The following is a 16613-nucleotide window of genomic DNA, read 5'->3' as shown; positions in this document are numbered from 1 at the left end:
CCTTGGGGAATGCTTGGCCAACGCGGTCGCGAGCAGGCGCAATGATCGCCGCTTAAGCAGCGTACTCCCAAAAAAAGAGTTGCCAACCGTCCTGCTTTCAGATAGAATGTATTTGTCATCGCAATGTGGAAGCGCTTCTACATCGAAGAGGAATTGCTCCGCATTTCTTTTTCAAATATTAGGGAAGCGCTTCTACATTGCATAATGGCTCCTTGGATTTATTTTTTTGATCGATGTGGAAGCGCTTCTACAAAGGATGGTGAAGACTTCGGCGGACAGTTAAGAAACACGACGAACGGTTACCCTAATTTTGCGAACGATTGCAACCGACAGAGGAGACGATGGCAATGAGCGGAATCAAACCCGGCCTGGCGACAAAAAGCGAAATAATCCGTTATTCCTTCGGGGGCTTCGGCTCCAATGTGTTATTCTTTTTGCAGCTTTCTTTTCTCATGTATTTTTATACCGACGTTTTCGGCGTTTCGCCGGCGGCGGTCGGAACGTTGTTTCTGGGCGTCCGAATTTTGGACGCATTGTTCGATCCCGTGATGGGGATGCTGTCTGACCGGATGAATACGAGATGGGGGAAGTACCGGCCGTTTCTGATTTTCGGGTCGCCGCTGCTGGCGGCCGTGACGATCCTGCTGTTCACTGCCCCGCAACTGGACGCTTCGGGCAAAATCGTTTACGCCGCGTTCACGTATTTGTGCTATTCCTTGATTTCGTCCGTCGTCAACGTCCCTTACCACTCTTTGACGGCGGTTATGAGCAAGGACGCGAATCAGACGACGGCCATCGCATCCGCGAAGCAATTCATGGCGCTGCCCGCGCAAATCGTTGTGACGGCTGCCGTTCTGCCGATGGTCGCCTTCTTCGGAAGCGGCCGGCAGGGGTGGCTGACGACCGCGGTCATCCTGGGCATCATCGCCGTGGCGTCCTTCTGGATTTGCGCCAGCGGAGTCAAGCGGCACGACGTGCAGTCAGATCCGCGGCATGCGGAGCACCAGCATCCGCCGCTCAAGACGCAGCTTAGCCTGATCGTGCAGAACAAGCCTTTGCTGATTCTGATGTTTTCGATGTTTCTCAACCTGGCGGCGACGACGACCAACTCGACGGTTGCCGTGTACTTTTGGCAATATAATGTCAACAATGTGCAGCTGTACTCGCAAATCTCGCTGTGGGGACTTCTGCTGTCCACCCCGATGTACGCGATGATTCCGTATTTCGCCAAAAAAATCGGGAAGCGAAACGTGTTTCTGTACGGCAGCCTGGCATCCGTCGTTCCGACGCTGATCATTCTTTTGACTCCTTACGAGAACGTGCTCGTGCTATTTATCGCATCCATCGTCAAAACGGTATTGGGCCCGTTCTCAGGGGCGATTGTATGGGCGATGATTCCCGATTGCGTGGAGTACGGGAAGCGGAAGACGGGAATCGAAGGCGCGGGAACGGTGACGTCCTCGATCGTATTCGTCAACAAGCTGGGCTCGGCGATCGGCGGCGTAATGGCAGGATTTATTTTGGGGGCCGTCGGATACGTCGCGGGACAGGTCCAGAATCCCGAAGTGCTCCGGGTCATTCTGTATTTGTATGCGGGAGTGCCGTTGATCGCCTATATCGGCACGATCGTCGCTTTGCAATTTTACAACATTTCGCCCCCGAAAGGGGATGACGAGCGTTCGGCCGAATCCGCCATTCATGCTTGAAGAAATATTTGCTATACTGGTACCAAAAAACGGTGAGGCCCTATGAACGCTTCGATATACGATGTGGCGAAATTAGCCGGAGTTTCGATCTCCACAGTGTCCAGAGTCATCAACAAAAGCGGATACGTCAGCAGCAAAACGGAAATGAAAGTCAACCGGGCGATGGAAGCTCTCGGGTTCGTCCCGAGCATTACCGCGCAAAATTTGGCCAAGCATCGGACGATGCTGATCGGCTTGTATTTTCCCGGAATGCACAGCGCGTTATTCGCTTACAGCAACAGCTATTTGATGGAGTTCATTCGCGGGGCCAACGAAGTGGCCATGGATAAAGGGTACCATTTGCTGCTGATCAACGAGCCGAACGAAGAGCGGGCTCATCGGTCCGGAGCGCGGGTTCCGCAATATATGAACTTTCTGAAGCAAAAAAGAATCGACGGGCTGCTGTTCGGCAGCGCGCCGAAAGCGGATGCCCCGTTTCTCGGGCTGATCGAAAGCGAGGCCCCGATGGTGTATGTCGGCGAAAAAATGGTCGAGGACCGCGGGCTGAACGTGTACGCGCAGCTGCGGCAAAACATTTGGCAATGCCTGGACCATCTGTATGAGCACCGCCACCGGGACATCGCCGTACTGGGCTTATCTAACCAGGATATTTCTCCGATTGTGGCGCAGTACCGGGAGCATGTGCAAGATTGGCAGCTCAAGGTGGACGTTCGCTCATGCGAAGCGGATCTCGATTCCTATATGAAGATGCTGGCCGGGATGTTCGCCGGGAATGAATGTCCGACGGGGCTATTGATCATGGACTTCAGCAAGGTGCAGCCTACCATCAATTACTTGAACAACATCGGCAAGCGCGTTCCCGAAGATATTTCGATCGTTTCGCAGGAGCATCATTTCAAGGACGGGGAACAATGCTATCCGGCCGTAACCTGCGCCTATGTGCCGGTTTATCGGATGGCTACGGAGGCGGCGCGGCTGCTGTTCGGATATTTGGAAGACAAAGAAACGTACAATCGGCAAATCGTCGTGACCCCGGAAATTATCAGGCGCGGGTCCGTTGCGGTCCGGAAGTAATTCGTTCCTGTCCATCCTTTAACTATAAGCAAAAAGGAAGGATAGCGATTATGAAAGCAATCATGCTGATGTTCGATACGTTAAACCGGCACATGCTCCCGCCTTACGGCTGCGAGTGGACGCACGCTCCGAACTTCCGTCGTCTGGCCGAGAGGAGCGTCACCTTCGATCATGCGTACGTGGGCAGTATGCCGTGCATGCCGGCGCGGCGAGAGCTTCATACCGGCAGATACAATTTCCTCCACCGCAGCTGGGGGCCGATGGAGCCGTTCGACGACTCGATGCCGGAGCTGCTGAAGACGAGCGGCGTCTACACCCATCTGGTTTCGGATCATCAGCACTATTGGGAGGACGGGGGAGCAACGTACCATACGCGGTACAGCTCGTATGAGCTCGTGCGCGGACAGGAGGGGGACCCCTGGAAAGGGCAGGTTGCCGAGCCGCAGCATCCAGCCATGGAGGGTGCGGAGCGGATGCCGGCGATCATGAGGCAGCTGATCCGTCAGGATTGCGTCAATCGCCAATATATCAAGGAGGAGGCGGATTTTCCGCAAGCCCGGACGATGGCGAAGGGCATGGAATTTATCCGCAGCAATTATCGCGAAGACCGGTGGTTCGTGCAGATCGAGACGTTCGACCCTCACGAGCCGTTTTATGCGCCGCAAAAATACCGGGATTTGTACCCGCATGACTATTCCGGGAAGCATTTCGACTGGCCGCCTTACGGACCGGTGACGGAGCCGAAGGACGTCGTGGATCACGCCCGATACGAATACGCGGCGCTGCTGAGCATGTGCGACGCCTATTTGGGCCAGGTGCTCGATCTGATGGACGAACTGGATTTGTGGAAGGATACGATGCTGATCGTCAATACCGACCACGGGTATTTGCTCGGAGAACACGATTGGTGGGCCAAAAGCCTGATGCCGTTTTACAACGAGATTGCCCATATTCCGTTATTCATCTGGGACCCGCGCTGCGGCAGGCGGAACGAACGCAGGCAAAGCCTCGTGCAGACGATCGATCTGGCGCCTACGCTGCTCGATTATTTCGGCGTCGAGATTCCGCCGGACATGCAGGGCAAAGCGCTGCGGGATACGATCGCCAGCGACCGCAAAGTGCGGGACGGGGCGCTGTTCGGCATTCACGGCGGGCATGTCAACGTGACGGACGGCCGGTACGTCTATATGCGGGCTCCGGTCTCGAAGGACAATTCCCCGCTGTACAACTATACGCTCATGCCAACGCACATGAGAAGCCGCTTCTCGGTTGAGGAGCTGAGACATCTCTCCTTGCAGGAACCGTTTTCCTTCACCAAAGGGGTGCAGACGCTGAAAGTGAGCGCGACGAGCTACAACCTTTCGCACTCTTTCGGCACGCTGCTGTATGACCTGGCGAGCGATCCGTATCAGCAAGCCCCGCTGCAGGATGCGGAGGCGGAGCAGCGGATGATCGGGATGCTCAAGGAGCTTATGGCTGCCAACGATGCGCCTGCGGAGCAGTACGCCCGATTGGGCCTGCATGCTACATCGTGAGGCAAGAAGACGCCTATGACACGATTCCTATCGTCATCGGCGTCACCTGCGCTCCTTCAGTAGAATGATGCTATTGGAAGAGGGGGAGCCGCAAGGCGCCCCCCTTTCTTAGTTACCTCTGGCCGTCCGAAGGATTCAGCTTGCGAGGCGGAAATGATGACGGATGAGCGAAACGAACAAATTGTTTTCAAAGCTGATCCTGTGGAAGCGAGCCCGCTGCGGCTACAGCAGGCTTTGAATATCTCCTTCGATTTCGGCAGGCGTAACTTGCGGGTCGATGCGCTTGACGACTTCGCCGTCGCGGTTGATGAGAAACTTGGCGAAGTTCCATTTGATATCGAATTGCTCGGCAGGCCCCCGGCTTGTCAAATAGGCGAACAGCGGATGGGCGTTGTCTCCGATGACGTCGACTTTATCGAACATAGGGAACGTAACTCCGTAATGGAGCTTGCAAAACTCCTCGATTTTTGCCGCGCCTTCGGGCTCCTGCTCCTTGAATTGATTGCACGGAAAGCCGAGCACGACCAGGCCCTGTTCTTTATATTTCTCGTACAGCTTCTGCAGCCCTTCGTATTGCGGCGTCAGACCGCATTTGCTCGCCGTATTGACGATCAGCTGCACTTGGCCCTTGTATTCGGCCAGCGTCGTTTGCTCGCCGCGAATCGTGGTGACCGGAAAATCATATATTGACATGTGCAAGTCCGCCTTTCTTTTTTTTGAATTTTCTGAACCACTAAATAGTATGCCATGTCACAGGAGAAGTCAAAAGCGGACCCGCCAGGCACCGCCTCAGGTGAGAGAGGAGACGATGCGCGAGCGGTTCATTGTATCCCGGGTCAGGCCTGCTAAAATAGCGCTGCTCAGTCTCGTTAATCGCATCTATCCATGATGGCGATGGGCATGCGCATCCGTATCCGGCCTATTAACTTTGGCGGCGCATAAAATCGAGCTGTCATGGGCATGCCGTTCGGATTCGGCCTGCAGCGTCGCGTGGGCGATTCCTTGATGCTCCAGCATGTGCTCGATCGTTTGCAAAATCGCCTCGGTTTCATAGATCGTCTTGTCTCCGTCGACGACAATATGAGCGGTCAGTGCATTCATGCTGCTGGTGATGGACCAGATGTGCACATCGTGGACGCCATTGACGCCGTCCACCCGCTTGATCGCCTCGACGATCTTGTTCAAATCGATATGGATCGGCGTGCCTTCCATCAAGACATGCAGGGAAGACTTGGTGACATAATAACCGCTCCGCAGCACAAGCGCCGCGACAATGACGCTGGCCAGCGGATCTGCCCAGGCCCAGCCGAAGAACATCATGGCCAGAGCTGCGGCTATCGCTCCGATCGATCCCAGCATATCGCTGAGCACGTGCAAATACGCCCCGCGCATATTCAGATTATTTTTCGTATCGCTTCCTCTCATCATGAACCAGGCGACCAGCACATTGATCAGCAAACCGGCGGCGCTAATCACTAACATGCCGAAGGTGGCCACTTCCGGCGGGTTCGTAAAACGTTCCATCGCTTCATAAAAGATATAGACGGAAATTCCGATCAACGTAATTCCGTTCAGGACGGCGGCCAAAATTTCAAACCGCCTGTAACCGTATGTTTTTCCCGTGCTCACGGCTTTGGCTCCGAACATGAAGGCGAGCAAGGCGATCGCCAGCGCGAAGGAATCGGACAGCATATGCCCCGCATCGGACAATAGAGCCAAGCTGTTCGTGATGACGCCCCCGACCGCCTCGACGATCATGTACGCTGTAATCATCAGGAATGAGATCAGAAGCACCTTCTGATTGTCAGTATGAACATGGCTGTGTCCATGGTCATGACCGTGATCGCGATGATGTCCAGACATATGGGTTACCTCCTCATATAATACATGATCAATTGTTCATATGTTATCGTTAAGCTTATTATATTCGCTTCCGAATCCGGGTGTCAACCTGATTTTGGCCATTGCTCGCTCATCTCCCGGCGCATCTTTGAATTTATCATGCCCTGCAGCAGGAAAAATGATGCACGTGCTATTCGATCCGCAGCCTGCCTTTAGGACAAGCGGCCTGGATGAGCGAAGCAGGGCTTCAGCGAGCCGTTCACCTAAGAGTCGGCTGATGGAAGAGGAGGCGAGCGGACAGGGCAGTTTAGAAGCGGATTTACACTTGGGAAAATATGTGATATGCTTAAAGTGTATTTCACTATGTGGTATTAGGTTTCATTTAATGAAACAAAAAGAAGCGATTCGCTGTCTTTCTCCAACGGCACATTACATTTCGGCATTCGCTTTCCTGGAGGAGGGATACACATGGAAGACAGGATCAAAAACAAGGTCCGGCAGCAATTCGCTGCAAACGCCGGCAAGTACGTTGCCAGCACAAGGCATGCCAAGGGCGAAGATTTAGCGCTGCTTGTTTCCTGCTCGCAAGCGGACCGGACTATGGACGTGCTGGATATTGCCACCGGAGGCGGCCATGTGGCGAAAGCACTCGCTCCGCTTGTTCGCCGCGTGACAGCCGTCGATTTGACGGAGGAGATGCTGGCCGCCGCCGCCGAATTCATTCGAGGGAACGGCCATACCAATGTCGAATTCGTGAACGGCGACGCGGAGCATCTCCCTTTCGCGGACGCTGCCTTCGATCTCGTGACTTGCCGGATCGCGGCGCATCATTTCCCCGATGTGCCGGCATTCGCGCGCGAAGCGTTCCGCGTCGTCAAGCCGGGAGGCAAGCTGCTATTGATTGACAATGTCGCGCCGGAGCATGACGCCCTGGATCATTTCTATAACGATATCGAAAAGCGAAGAGACCCGAGCCACGTCCGTGCATGGAAAACGTCGGAATGGTTCCGCTTGCTTGAGCTCACGGGCTTTCGCACAGAGATGGCCGTCCGTTTTCCGAAACCGTTCCAATACCAGGACTGGTGCGAGCGGGCCGGACTGCCGGCTGAAGCAAGAGAGGCTCTCGAACAGAAGCTGCTGCAGGCGACGGAAGAAATCAAGGATTACTTTTCGATAGAAACGAACGAGGCCGGCAAGCTGGCTGGTTTTACAGGCGAAGCCGTCTATTTTCAAGCAGTCCGTCGATCATGAATGCTGCTCCCGCACGAGGGAGGCGGCAAAGAAATAGATTGACAGCAAGCAGGTTCTAATATAGAATCGAATTCAATTCATACTATTCCGATACACTTTACAGATTTAGAAAAAGCGACGATCCAGACGATAATCTATAGCAATGGCTAGAGAACGATACGATGTCGTCATCATCGGTAGCGGAGGCGCCGGGCTCCGCGCAGCATACGCTGCGGCGGAGCAAGGGGCCTGTCTGGCTGTATTGACAAAAGGCGAGCTGCAGCGCCGCAGCTTAGGCCTCGCCGCCGGGACAGAGGCGATCGGCACCCTGGCGCCGTACGCAGGAGCGCATGCGCAGCCTCATAAGCCGCGGCGCCGCTTCCGGAGCGGTGAAGCTGCAGACAGGCTGGGCGGAGCTGCAGTCGCTAGCTGCAGCGCCGGGCGGGCGCTGCCCGAACGGCGGCCGGGCTGGAGCGGGCGGAGAAGCGGCTGGCGGCGATGCGAAGGAAATGTCGAACAAGAGGGAGCAAGAGAGGCTTCTTTGGTATATAATCGATATGAGGGAAAAGCGCTGGAGCTGCGCGAGCATAGATCGCCAGGCTGAAGCGGCGCCGTCCCCGCGCATAAGCGGCGTCTTGCCGGGAAAGGATGTCCGTCCTCGATCTGCTGCGTTATATCGCGGATGAGCTGGACGGCACCTTCGCTTTCTACGACCATGCGGGCAAGCGTTGATTTTTGCGGAAGCGCTCTGGCGAAGGTCTTCCTGCAGGCTGCCCGCGCCGGACGGGCTGCTCGGGCTCGAACCGGCCATGAGGACGGCGAAAAAACTTCTGGCTGCGAATACCGACTAATCTCATAAGGAGCTGGGCACATGACAACGATATCGAACTTCTTCCGGGAGCAGGCAGCGAAGCTTCAACCGAAGCTTGTTGAGATGCGAAGGGAGCTGCACCTGCATCCCGAGCTTTCCAATGAAGAGCATGAGACGACTGCGCGCATTCGCGCCTGGCTGGAGGAGCTGGGCATTCGGCTGCTTGAGCTGAACTTGCCGACCGGCGTGCTCGCTGAGGTGAAGGGAGAGCTCCCGGGGCCGACGATTATGCTGCGGGCCGATATCGACGCGCTGCCGGTTCAGGAGGAGACGGGACTGCCGTTCGCGTCGACCGTTCCCGGGAAGATGCACGCCTGCGGCCACGATTTTCATACCGCTTCGATGATCGGCGCGGCGGCGCTGCTCAAGGAGAGGGCAGGCGAGCTTCGCGGCACGGTGCGCATTTTGTTCCAGCCGGCGGAGGAGCTGGCGGTCGGAGCGCGCGCGGTCATTGCGGCGGGGGCGCTGGAAGGCGTGTCGGCGGTGTTCGGCATGCACAACAAGCCGGAGCTGCCCGTCGGCACGGTCGGCATTCGGACAGGCCCCTTGATGGCGTCGGTGGACCGCTTCGAAATCGAGGTGCAGGGCAAGGGAGGACATGCGGGGATGCCGGAATCGGCCGTCGATCCGGTCGTCGTCAGCAGCGCCATCGTGACCGCGCTGCAGACGCTGGTCAGCCGCAACGCCAGCCCGCACCATTCCGCCGTCGTCAGCGTCTGCAAGCTGCAGGCCGGATCGACGTGGAACGTCATTCCCGACACGGGCGTGCTGGAAGGCACGGTGAGAACGTTCCAGCCGGAGGCTAGAGCGAGCATTCCCGGGCAGATGGAGCGGGTCGTCGAAGGCGTCGCCGCCGGGTACGGGGCCAGGGCGAAGCTGAAGTGGACGGCGATGCTGCCGGCGGTGAACAACGACGCGAACATGGCCGAGATCATGCGCGCGGCGGCTGACGCTCAAGGACTCCAGGTGGCGGAGGCGGTGCCGACGATGGGCGGCGAAGATTTCGCCCTGTATCAGGAGCTCGTGCCGGGCTGCTTTATTTGGATGGGAACCGGCGGGACGGAGCAGTGGCATCACCCGAAGTTCACGCTGAATGAAGACGCGCTGGCGATCAGCGCGTCCCTGTTCGCGGAAGCGGCCGTGCTGGCGCTGAAGGAGATCGGTTGAGATGAGTCCGGAGGCGATTACGAGGCAGCTGGCTGAGCGGGTTGTCGGCTCCGATCCGCTGCAGGACGCGCCGGCTTGCGAGGCTGCTCGCGCCGGCGTGCTGGACTGGCTGGCGTCCGTGTTGGCCGCGAGGGACGATCAGGGAGCCGAGCGGATCGCCGCGGCGCTCGGCCAAGGGGCCGGACGCGCTTCTGTGCCGGGGCGGCCGGGGCGGCTTCCGGCGCTCGATGCCGCGCTCGTGAGCGGCTACTTGACCCATGCGCTCGATTACGACGACGTGCACGAGAGCGTCCGCGGCCATCCCAGCGCCGTCATCTTGTCCGCGCTGCTGGCGGAAGCGGAGGAGCGGGGCGCGTCCGGCGCGGATTTTCTGGCGGCCTATGTCGTCGGGGTCGAGACGATGTGCAGGCTCGGCCTGGCGCTCGGCCGCAGCCACTATGAGGCCGGCTGGCACAGCACCGCCACGCTCGGCGCGGTGGCGGCTGCCGCCGCGTGCGCCCGTCTCGCCGGGCTCAGCGTCCAGGCGACCGCCCAGGCGATTGGACTGGCGGCCACGCAGGCCGGCGGCATCAGGGCGCATTTCGGCACCGATGTCAAGCCGCTGCACGCAGGACTGGCCGCCCGCGCCGGCCTCCTGGCGATGCGGCTGGCGGAGGCGGGGATCGCCGGGGCGGCAGAGCCGCTTGGCGGCCGGCTCGGCTACTTCGCCGTATTCGGCGGCGAAGACGCCAGACCGGAGCTGGCGGTCGAAGGCTGGGGAGAGCCGTGGCAAATCGTCCGTCCGGGCTTATGGTTCAAGCGGTATCCGTGCTGCTCGGCGTCCCACCACGCGGCGGACGCTGCGCTGGCGATCCGGGCTTCCCGTATGCCGGATATAACCGCCATCGAAGAAGTGACCGTCACCTTCCCGCCCGGGGGAGACGCGGCGCTCATCGTCCGCGAGCCGACGACGGGCGTGGAGGGGCGCTTCAGCGTGGAGTACGTGGTCGCGGCGGCGCTGGCGGACGGAGAGCTCGGCATCGGCACGTTCGCCGACAAGCCGCTTCGCCCCGAGCTTGTGGCGCTTGCCGCCAAGGTGCGGCGGCGTTACGATTCAAGCGTCGTGCCCGCGCCGGACGCGATGCCGAAGGGGCGGTTTACGATCGTCACCGTTTCATTCGCTGACGGATCGACCCTTACGCAGCGGGTAGACTGCCCGCGGGGGGCGCCGGGGCGCCCGCTGTCCCCGGAGGAGCGGGCCGCCAAATACGCGGACGCTTCCCGCGGCCTTCCCGCCGCTTGGCAGGACATGCCCGGCAAGATCGCGCGCTTGGAGCAGCTGGCCGATATGCACTCATTTATCCCCGACATCCAGAACATCCAGGAGGTATAAGACATGCCGTCACATGTTATCGATATGATCATGCTTCAAAACAATTTCGGAACCGCGGAGATGCGTAAGGTTTGGTCGGACGAGAACCGTCTGCAGAAGCATCTGGACGTGGAAGCGGCCCTGGCGCTTGCGGAAGCGGAACTAGGACTCGTCCCGGCCGAATCGGCAGCCGTCATTGCCGAGAAGGCGAAGGTCGAGCTGATGAACATTCAGGAAATCGCCCAGGAAGTGCTGAAGGTCAAGCATTCGCTGATGCCGACGCTGAAGGCGCTGCAGAAGCTGTGCGGCCCGGAGCACGGCGAATGGATTCATTACGGCGCGACCACGCAGGACATTGTGGACACCGGGATGATGCTGCAGCTGAAGGAAGCTCACCGGATCATCGTTCGCGATCTCCGCGCCGTCGCCCGCGAGCTGGCGCGCCTGGCGCGCGAGCATCGGGAAACGCCGATGGCCGGCCGCTCCCACGGCATGCAGGGCCTGCCGACCACGTTCGGCTTCAAGGTGGCCGTGCTGCTCGACGAGACGATTCGCCATCTCGACCGGCTCCGCGAAGCGGAAGAGCGGGTATTTACCGGCGTGATGGGAGGCGGCGTCGGCACTTACGCGTCCTTCGGCCCGCTCGGACCGGAAGTGGAGCGGCTGACGATGGAACGGCTCGGCTTGAAGGCGCCGAATATTAGCTGGCACTCGTCCCGGGATCGTTCGGCGGAATACGCCGGCCTGCTCGGCATGATCAGCGGCACGCTCGGCAAGATGGGCAACGAGTTTTACAATTTGATGCGCACCGAACTGGATGAGGTGGAGGAGCCGTTCACCTCCGGAAAAATCGGCTCCTCGACCATGCCGCACAAGCGGAATCCGGCGGCCTTGGAAGGGCTCGCCAGTCTCACCAAGCCGATACGCTACAACACCGCGCTCGTGCAGGAATCGATGATCGTCGAGCATGAACGCGACGCGATGTCCTGGCGCGGGGAGTGGATCGCGCTGCCGGAGAGCTGCATTTACTTGGCGGCCCAGCTGGCGAATGCGAGGGCGATCCTGGCCGGTCTGGTCGTCAAGCCCGAAAATATGCTGCGCAACCTGAATAGGCTCGGCGGGCTGCTCTTGTCCGAGCGCGTCATGTTTGCGCTGGCCAAGCCGATGGGCAAGCAGACCGCGCATGAGGTCGTGTACGAGCTGTGCATGAAAAGCGTGGAAGAGGGGATTCCGTTCCGCGATGTGCTGGCGGCCGACGCCCGTATCCGGGAAGCGGTCGGCGCGGAAGAGCTGGAGCGGCTGATGGACCCGTCCACGTATTTGGGCTCGGCTCCGCAAACGGTAGACCGGGTGCTGGCCGCCGCGGAGACGAGCGGCTGGCTGCGCGAGGATGAGCAGCCGTAGGCGGGGAGTGCGAGATTGCATGGGGCGAGCTGACCGCTGCCCCGCTGCGACCGGCAACGCCCCGGGCGGCCGGAGCGTGAAGCAGGGAGTTTGGATTTGCCGCATCTTCATTAGGCTTGGCGCGGTACAGAAGGTGCGCGCCGGGCAGGATACGTATATCATCGCTACCTGAACGAACCCGCCCGTCCGCACCGGAGACCGGGCGACGTTCGTAGGGATGTAAACAGCAGGAGGACGGACAACAACATGGCTGATTTTCGTATGGCAACTTTGGACGACGCACCCGTCGTGCTCGATTTGTCGCTGCGGGCTTATGAGCCGATTCGCCAGCTCGGCATCAACTTCGCCGCGGCGACGGCGGATTTGGCTTTGGTGGAGAAAAATATCCGGGAAAACGTATGCTTCGTGATGGAGGAGAACGGAAAAATCGTTTCCACGATCTCGGTCAGAATGCCGTGGGGACCTTCGCCGGGACCGTTCGGCCTGCCCCATCTTTGGTGGTTTGCGAGCGATCCGGATGCCGGGAGGAAGGGCATCGGGGGCGAAATGATCACCTGGTGCGAGGAAGCGTTCGTCCGGGACACCTTGAAGGCGCCGGCCGTTTCGCTCGGCACCGCTGACAAGCATCCTTGGCTGATCGACATGTATAAGCGCCGCGGATACGAGATCGAGGGCTCGAAAGATTTGGGGAAAGGACATATTACGGTTTTCATGAAAAAAATACTCATCCCGGATATGGCGAAGCCGGCAGACCGCTAATGGACCGCTTTGCTGTCGCCGGGGCTCCCTGTATTCGAGGCGCCGCGCAACCCGGTTATCGATCAGATCGGCCGCCATGCCCCGGTCCGCAGCCCCGGTTCCGGCTGATAAAGGAGAGCGGGCTCGTCCGGGAAGGCGAATTTGTTGAAATTTGTCGATGGATCGCCGCCCAATTTTCGACATAGACGCCAATGACGAGCGCTTCCTTCGTCCTGCGGTCGTCACCTTCGGTGTTGGAAATTCGGCTCGTGAGATATTGCCGAATTTTTCAGGATAGACGCCTATGGCGAACGATTTCTCATCATCGGCCGTTGCCTTCGCTCCCGGAAAAATGGCCGATGTCCTTCGTCCTAATGTTGACTGTCCGGATAGGGATATATATAATGGATAAACATTAGTATTGTAGAAAAATAGCGAAAAAAGGGGAATTCAGATGATGAAAAGATGGTTGTCTTTAACGCTCGCCTTTGTGCTCGTCTTGATGGTCTCCGCATGCTCCGGCTCGAATGCCGGCGGGGCGGAGGAGAAGAAAGTGCTCCGCGTCGGAGCGACGGGACAGTCGTATCCGAACAGCTATAAAGACGGAGACAAGCTGGTGGGCTTCGACGTGGAAGTCATTGAGAAGATCGCCGCCAACCTCGGTTATTCCGTGGAGTGGACGAATTCCGATTTCAGCGGTTTGCTAGGACAGCTGGAAACGGGCAAAATCGATACGATCGCTAACGCCGTCGCGGTAACGGAAGAACGGAAAGCCAAGTACAATTTTTCGATTCCTTATTCCTATGCCGGGGTCACGATCGTGACGCATCAAGACAATACGAACATCAATACGCTGGACGATCTGAAAGGCAAAACGGTAGCCGGCGTGTTCGGCTCGCAAAACGTGAAAAACCTGGAGAAGTTCGATACGAAGGGCGAAATCAAGGTCCGGACGTACGAAAATCGCGACGGCGCGCAAAACGATGTGCTGAACAAGCGGGTTGACGGCTACGTGAATGCCAAGTCGTCCTTGCTGGCCGAGATCAAGAAGCAGAACCTGCCGCTCAAATTCGTCGGCGAACCGTTTCATTACGAGGACGTCGGATTTCCGTTCGTGAAGAAGGATGAGAATGCGGCCCTGATCGAGCAGATCAACGCCGAGATCCAAAAACTGAGAGACGACGGCACACTGAAGCAAATTTCCGAAAAATACTTCGGGGAAGACATTACGGTAAAAGCGGAATAATAGTACCGTGAGCAGAGAGCGGGCGATTCGACATGAATTTTGATCCTTCTTATATTATCGTAGTTCTGGGCAAAATCGTGAAGTACATTCCGATCTCGCTGCTGATGGCCGTCGTGGCGATGGTCATCGCAGTGGCGGTCGGACTCGTGCTTGCGTTTATGCGGAACAGCTCCAGCTTGATTCTTCGGTCGCTGGCCGACGTTTATATTTCGTTTTTTCGCTCCATCCCGATGCTGGTCCAGCTGTTCCTGATTTACTATGGGTTGCCGCAGCTGTTTCCATTTTTTACAGCGATGGATGCAGTTACCGCCGCTATTATCGGGCTCGGGATCAAGCAGGCCGCTTTTCTGGCGGAAATTTTTCGCGCTGCCTTCTTGTCGGTGGATAAAGGGCAGATGGAGGCTTGCTTGACCGGGGGCATGACGAAGTTTCAAGCGTACCGGCGCATCATCATGCCTCAGGCGCTGCGCAATGCCCTTCCGGGCACGGGCAATACTTTTATCTCGCTGATTAAGGAAACTTCCCTCGCCTTTACGCTTGGCGTCGTGGAAATTTTCGCGGAAGCTAAGATGCAAGCGGCGGAATCGTTCCGGTTCTTTGAAGCTTACTTGGCCGTCGCTTTGATCTATTGGGTGCTGATCGTCGTGTATACTTACTTGCAGCAGCTGTTGGAAAAATATTTGGAACGCCCATACCGTACGTAAAGGTTGAATAGCTCATGATCAAAGTCGCTAACTTAACCAAAAGCTTTAAAGGATTGCAGGTCCTCAAAGGCATCGATCTCGAAGTGAAGGACGGGGAAGTTCTGTCGATTATCGGCCCTTCCGGCTCGGGAAAATCGACGCTGATTCGCTGCCTGAACTTTCTGGAGAAGCCTGATACCGCAATTATTGAAATCGGAAGCGCGAAGCTGAACGCGGAAAGCTGTACGCGCAAGGAAATTCAGCAGCTGCGCGCGCAGACTGCGATGGTATTCCAAAACTACAATTTGTACAAAAATAAAACGGCCTTGCAAAACGTGACGGAATCGCTCATCGTCGTGAAAAAAATGCCGAAGAAAGAAGCGGACGAGCTCGGCATGGAGCTGTTGAGGCAGGTCGGGTTGGCCGACAAGAAGGACAACTACCCTGCGACGCTTTCGGGCGGCCAGCAGCAGCGCGTCAGCATTGCGCGCGCGCTCGCGCTGAGGCCGCATGCCATTTTATTCGACGAACCAACCTCCTCGCTCGATCCGGAGCTTGTCGCAGAAGTGCTGCAGGTCATCAAATCGATCGCGGAGATGGACACGACCATGATCATCGTTACGCACGAAATGAACTTTGCCCGCGAGGTGTCGGATCAAATCGTGTTCGTTGCGGACGGCTACATCGTCGAGCAAGGCCCTCCCGATACATTTTTCAACCATCCCCAGAAGGAACGCACGAAGCAGTTTCTTAAAAATTTTTGACTTGACTTTAGGACCGAACTCCCATAGGGAGGGAGGTCTTTTTTTCGATGATAAATATTGATAGAAGGGAGTGAATTTATTAGTGTTGTAATTTCCTCAGATAACAGGTAGAAAGAACGACGATCGCAGCCGATATAATTAAGGAAAAGATATGGGAAGGAGAACTAGATGCAAAATGGAGTCCGACGAACGCGATGCGGTTCATCCGCGGCACGATACGTCATACCGATTTCTGTTGTCCAGCAAGAAGCTCTTTGTCGAGCTGCTCCGATCCTTTATCCATAAGGGATGGGTAGAACGGATCGATGAAACGAACGTTGAAGAAATTACCCATTCGTTTATTCTCCAAGACTTCAAGCGCAAGGAAGCGGATCTGGTTTATCGGGTGAAACTCAACGGTCAAGATGTGGTGTTTTATTTGCTGCTGGAGATGCAGTCCAAAGTAGATTTCCTCATGCCGTATCGTCTGCTGATTTATCAAGTTGAAATTTGGCGCTACCTGATGAAAGAACAGGACAAGAAGAAGGTTGCCGGAAAATCGTTTCGGCTTCCTCCCATAGTGCCGATTGTATTGTATAATGGAAAGAGACCGTGGAGTGCCAGCCGTCAATTTCGAGGGATGCTGGCCAATGAAGAACTGTTCGGTCCGGAACTGCTTGATTTTGAATATTTGCTGATTGATGTTGCCCGATATACGGAAGAAGAGCTATTATCGTTGTCCAATACGATCGGTTCCGTGTTTTTGCTGGACCAAACGGAAGACCAGGATCAATTGCTGGCCCGGCTCGGCAAGCTGATGCATACGATCCGACAGCTGCCGGAAGAAAGTCAGCAGCAATTTACCGCTTGGATGGCGAATATTTTAAGTCAAAAATTGCCGGCTAAGGAGCCGCATTTGCAGAAATTAATCCGGAATGTGAAAGGAGAGGTGTCTGTTATGGGACTGGAAAAAATCCTGGATGATATTGAACGCAAAGGCAGGCTGGAGGGCATACTCGAGGG

The 16613-nt window shown here is 57.1% G+C and carries 16 protein-coding genes; 14 read left to right on the top strand and 2 right to left on the bottom strand.

What is annotated here, in order from left to right:
- The first annotated feature begins 347 nt into the window (after positions 1-347).
- From F591_RS0117300 to F591_RS0117290, 3 genes are read left to right on the top strand one after another with little or no spacing between them, the layout of a single operon-like run.
- Positions 348-1706, top strand: coding sequence for an MFS transporter (locus F591_RS0117300; protein WP_019535875.1), 1359 nt, complete (start codon positions 348-350; stop codon positions 1704-1706).
- Positions 1707-1748: 42 nt separating this feature from the next.
- Positions 1749-2780, top strand: a complete 1032-nt coding sequence (locus tag F591_RS29645; RefSeq protein WP_019535874.1) for a LacI family DNA-binding transcriptional regulator — start codon at positions 1749-1751, stop codon at positions 2778-2780.
- 50 nt (positions 2781-2830) lie between these two features.
- Positions 2831-4315: a sulfatase gene (locus F591_RS0117290; protein WP_019535873.1), complete on the top strand. Its 1485-nt coding sequence runs from the start codon at positions 2831-2833 to the stop codon at positions 4313-4315.
- Positions 4316-4537: 222 nt separating this feature from the next.
- Here F591_RS0117290 and F591_RS0117285 read toward each other — a convergent pair whose 3' ends face one another.
- Both F591_RS0117285 and F591_RS0117280 read right to left on the bottom strand, forming a co-directional pair.
- On the bottom strand, positions 4538-5008 hold the full coding sequence (locus F591_RS0117285) for a glutathione peroxidase (protein ID WP_019535872.1): 471 nt from the start codon (positions 5006-5008) through the stop codon (positions 4538-4540).
- Positions 5009-5194: 186 nt separating this feature from the next.
- Positions 5195-6178 carry a cation diffusion facilitator family transporter gene (locus tag F591_RS0117280; protein WP_019535871.1) on the bottom strand — a complete coding sequence of 328 codons (984 nt, stop codon included), beginning with the start codon at positions 6176-6178 and terminating at the stop codon, positions 5195-5197.
- Between the two features lie 447 nt (positions 6179-6625).
- Between F591_RS0117280 and F591_RS0117275 the strand changes: the two genes are divergently transcribed.
- The 11 genes from F591_RS0117275 to F591_RS0117220 all read left to right on the top strand — a co-directional run.
- Positions 6626-7408 carry a class I SAM-dependent methyltransferase gene (locus tag F591_RS0117275; protein WP_019535870.1) on the top strand — a complete coding sequence of 261 codons (783 nt, stop codon included), beginning with the start codon at positions 6626-6628 and terminating at the stop codon, positions 7406-7408.
- Positions 7409-7550: 142 nt separating this feature from the next.
- Complete coding sequence (locus F591_RS30535) at positions 7551-7991, top strand: FAD-binding protein (protein ID WP_083935527.1); 441 nt, start codon at positions 7551-7553, stop codon at positions 7989-7991.
- 267 nt (positions 7992-8258) lie between these two features.
- Positions 8259-9425 (top strand): amidohydrolase, encoded by a 1167-nt coding sequence (locus F591_RS0117265; RefSeq protein WP_019535868.1) that lies wholly within the window; start codon positions 8259-8261, stop codon positions 9423-9425.
- A gap of 1 nt (position 9426) precedes the next feature.
- On the top strand, positions 9427-10797 hold the full coding sequence (locus F591_RS0117260; RefSeq protein ID WP_019535867.1) for an MmgE/PrpD family protein: 1371 nt from the start codon (positions 9427-9429) through the stop codon (positions 10795-10797).
- A gap of 3 nt (positions 10798-10800) precedes the next feature.
- Positions 10801-12180 carry an adenylosuccinate lyase gene (gene purB, locus F591_RS0117255; RefSeq protein WP_019535866.1) on the top strand — a complete coding sequence of 460 codons (1380 nt, stop codon included), beginning with the start codon at positions 10801-10803 and terminating at the stop codon, positions 12178-12180.
- 19 nt (positions 12181-12199) lie between these two features.
- The gene (locus F591_RS31535) at positions 12200-12352 is read left to right on the top strand and encodes a hypothetical protein (protein ID WP_019535865.1); all 153 of its coding nucleotides are present in this window, start codon (positions 12200-12202) and stop codon (positions 12350-12352) included.
- Positions 12353-12426: 74 nt separating this feature from the next.
- Positions 12427-12939 carry a GNAT family N-acetyltransferase gene (locus F591_RS0117245; RefSeq protein ID WP_019535864.1) on the top strand — a complete coding sequence of 171 codons (513 nt, stop codon included), beginning with the start codon at positions 12427-12429 and terminating at the stop codon, positions 12937-12939.
- A gap of 433 nt (positions 12940-13372) precedes the next feature.
- Positions 13373-14164, top strand: a complete 792-nt coding sequence (locus F591_RS0117235) for an amino acid ABC transporter substrate-binding protein (protein WP_019535862.1) — start codon at positions 13373-13375, stop codon at positions 14162-14164.
- 32 nt (positions 14165-14196) lie between these two features.
- Positions 14197-14868, top strand: coding sequence for an amino acid ABC transporter permease (locus F591_RS0117230; protein ID WP_019535861.1), 672 nt, complete (start codon positions 14197-14199; stop codon positions 14866-14868).
- Between the two features lie 14 nt (positions 14869-14882).
- Positions 14883-15611, top strand: coding sequence for an amino acid ABC transporter ATP-binding protein (locus F591_RS0117225; protein ID WP_019535860.1), 729 nt, complete (start codon positions 14883-14885; stop codon positions 15609-15611).
- Between the two features lie 235 nt (positions 15612-15846).
- The coding region (locus F591_RS0117220) for an Rpn family recombination-promoting nuclease/putative transposase (RefSeq protein ID WP_245581065.1) at positions 15847-16613 on the top strand (767 nt) is incomplete at its 3' end.

Origin of the sequence: Paenibacillus ginsengihumi DSM 21568 (genome assembly GCF_000380965.1) — a bacterium.
Classification (GTDB): Bacteria; Bacillota; Bacilli; order Paenibacillales; family NBRC-103111; genus Paenibacillus_G; species Paenibacillus_G ginsengihumi.
This window is presented reverse-complemented; position numbering and strand designations above follow the sequence as displayed.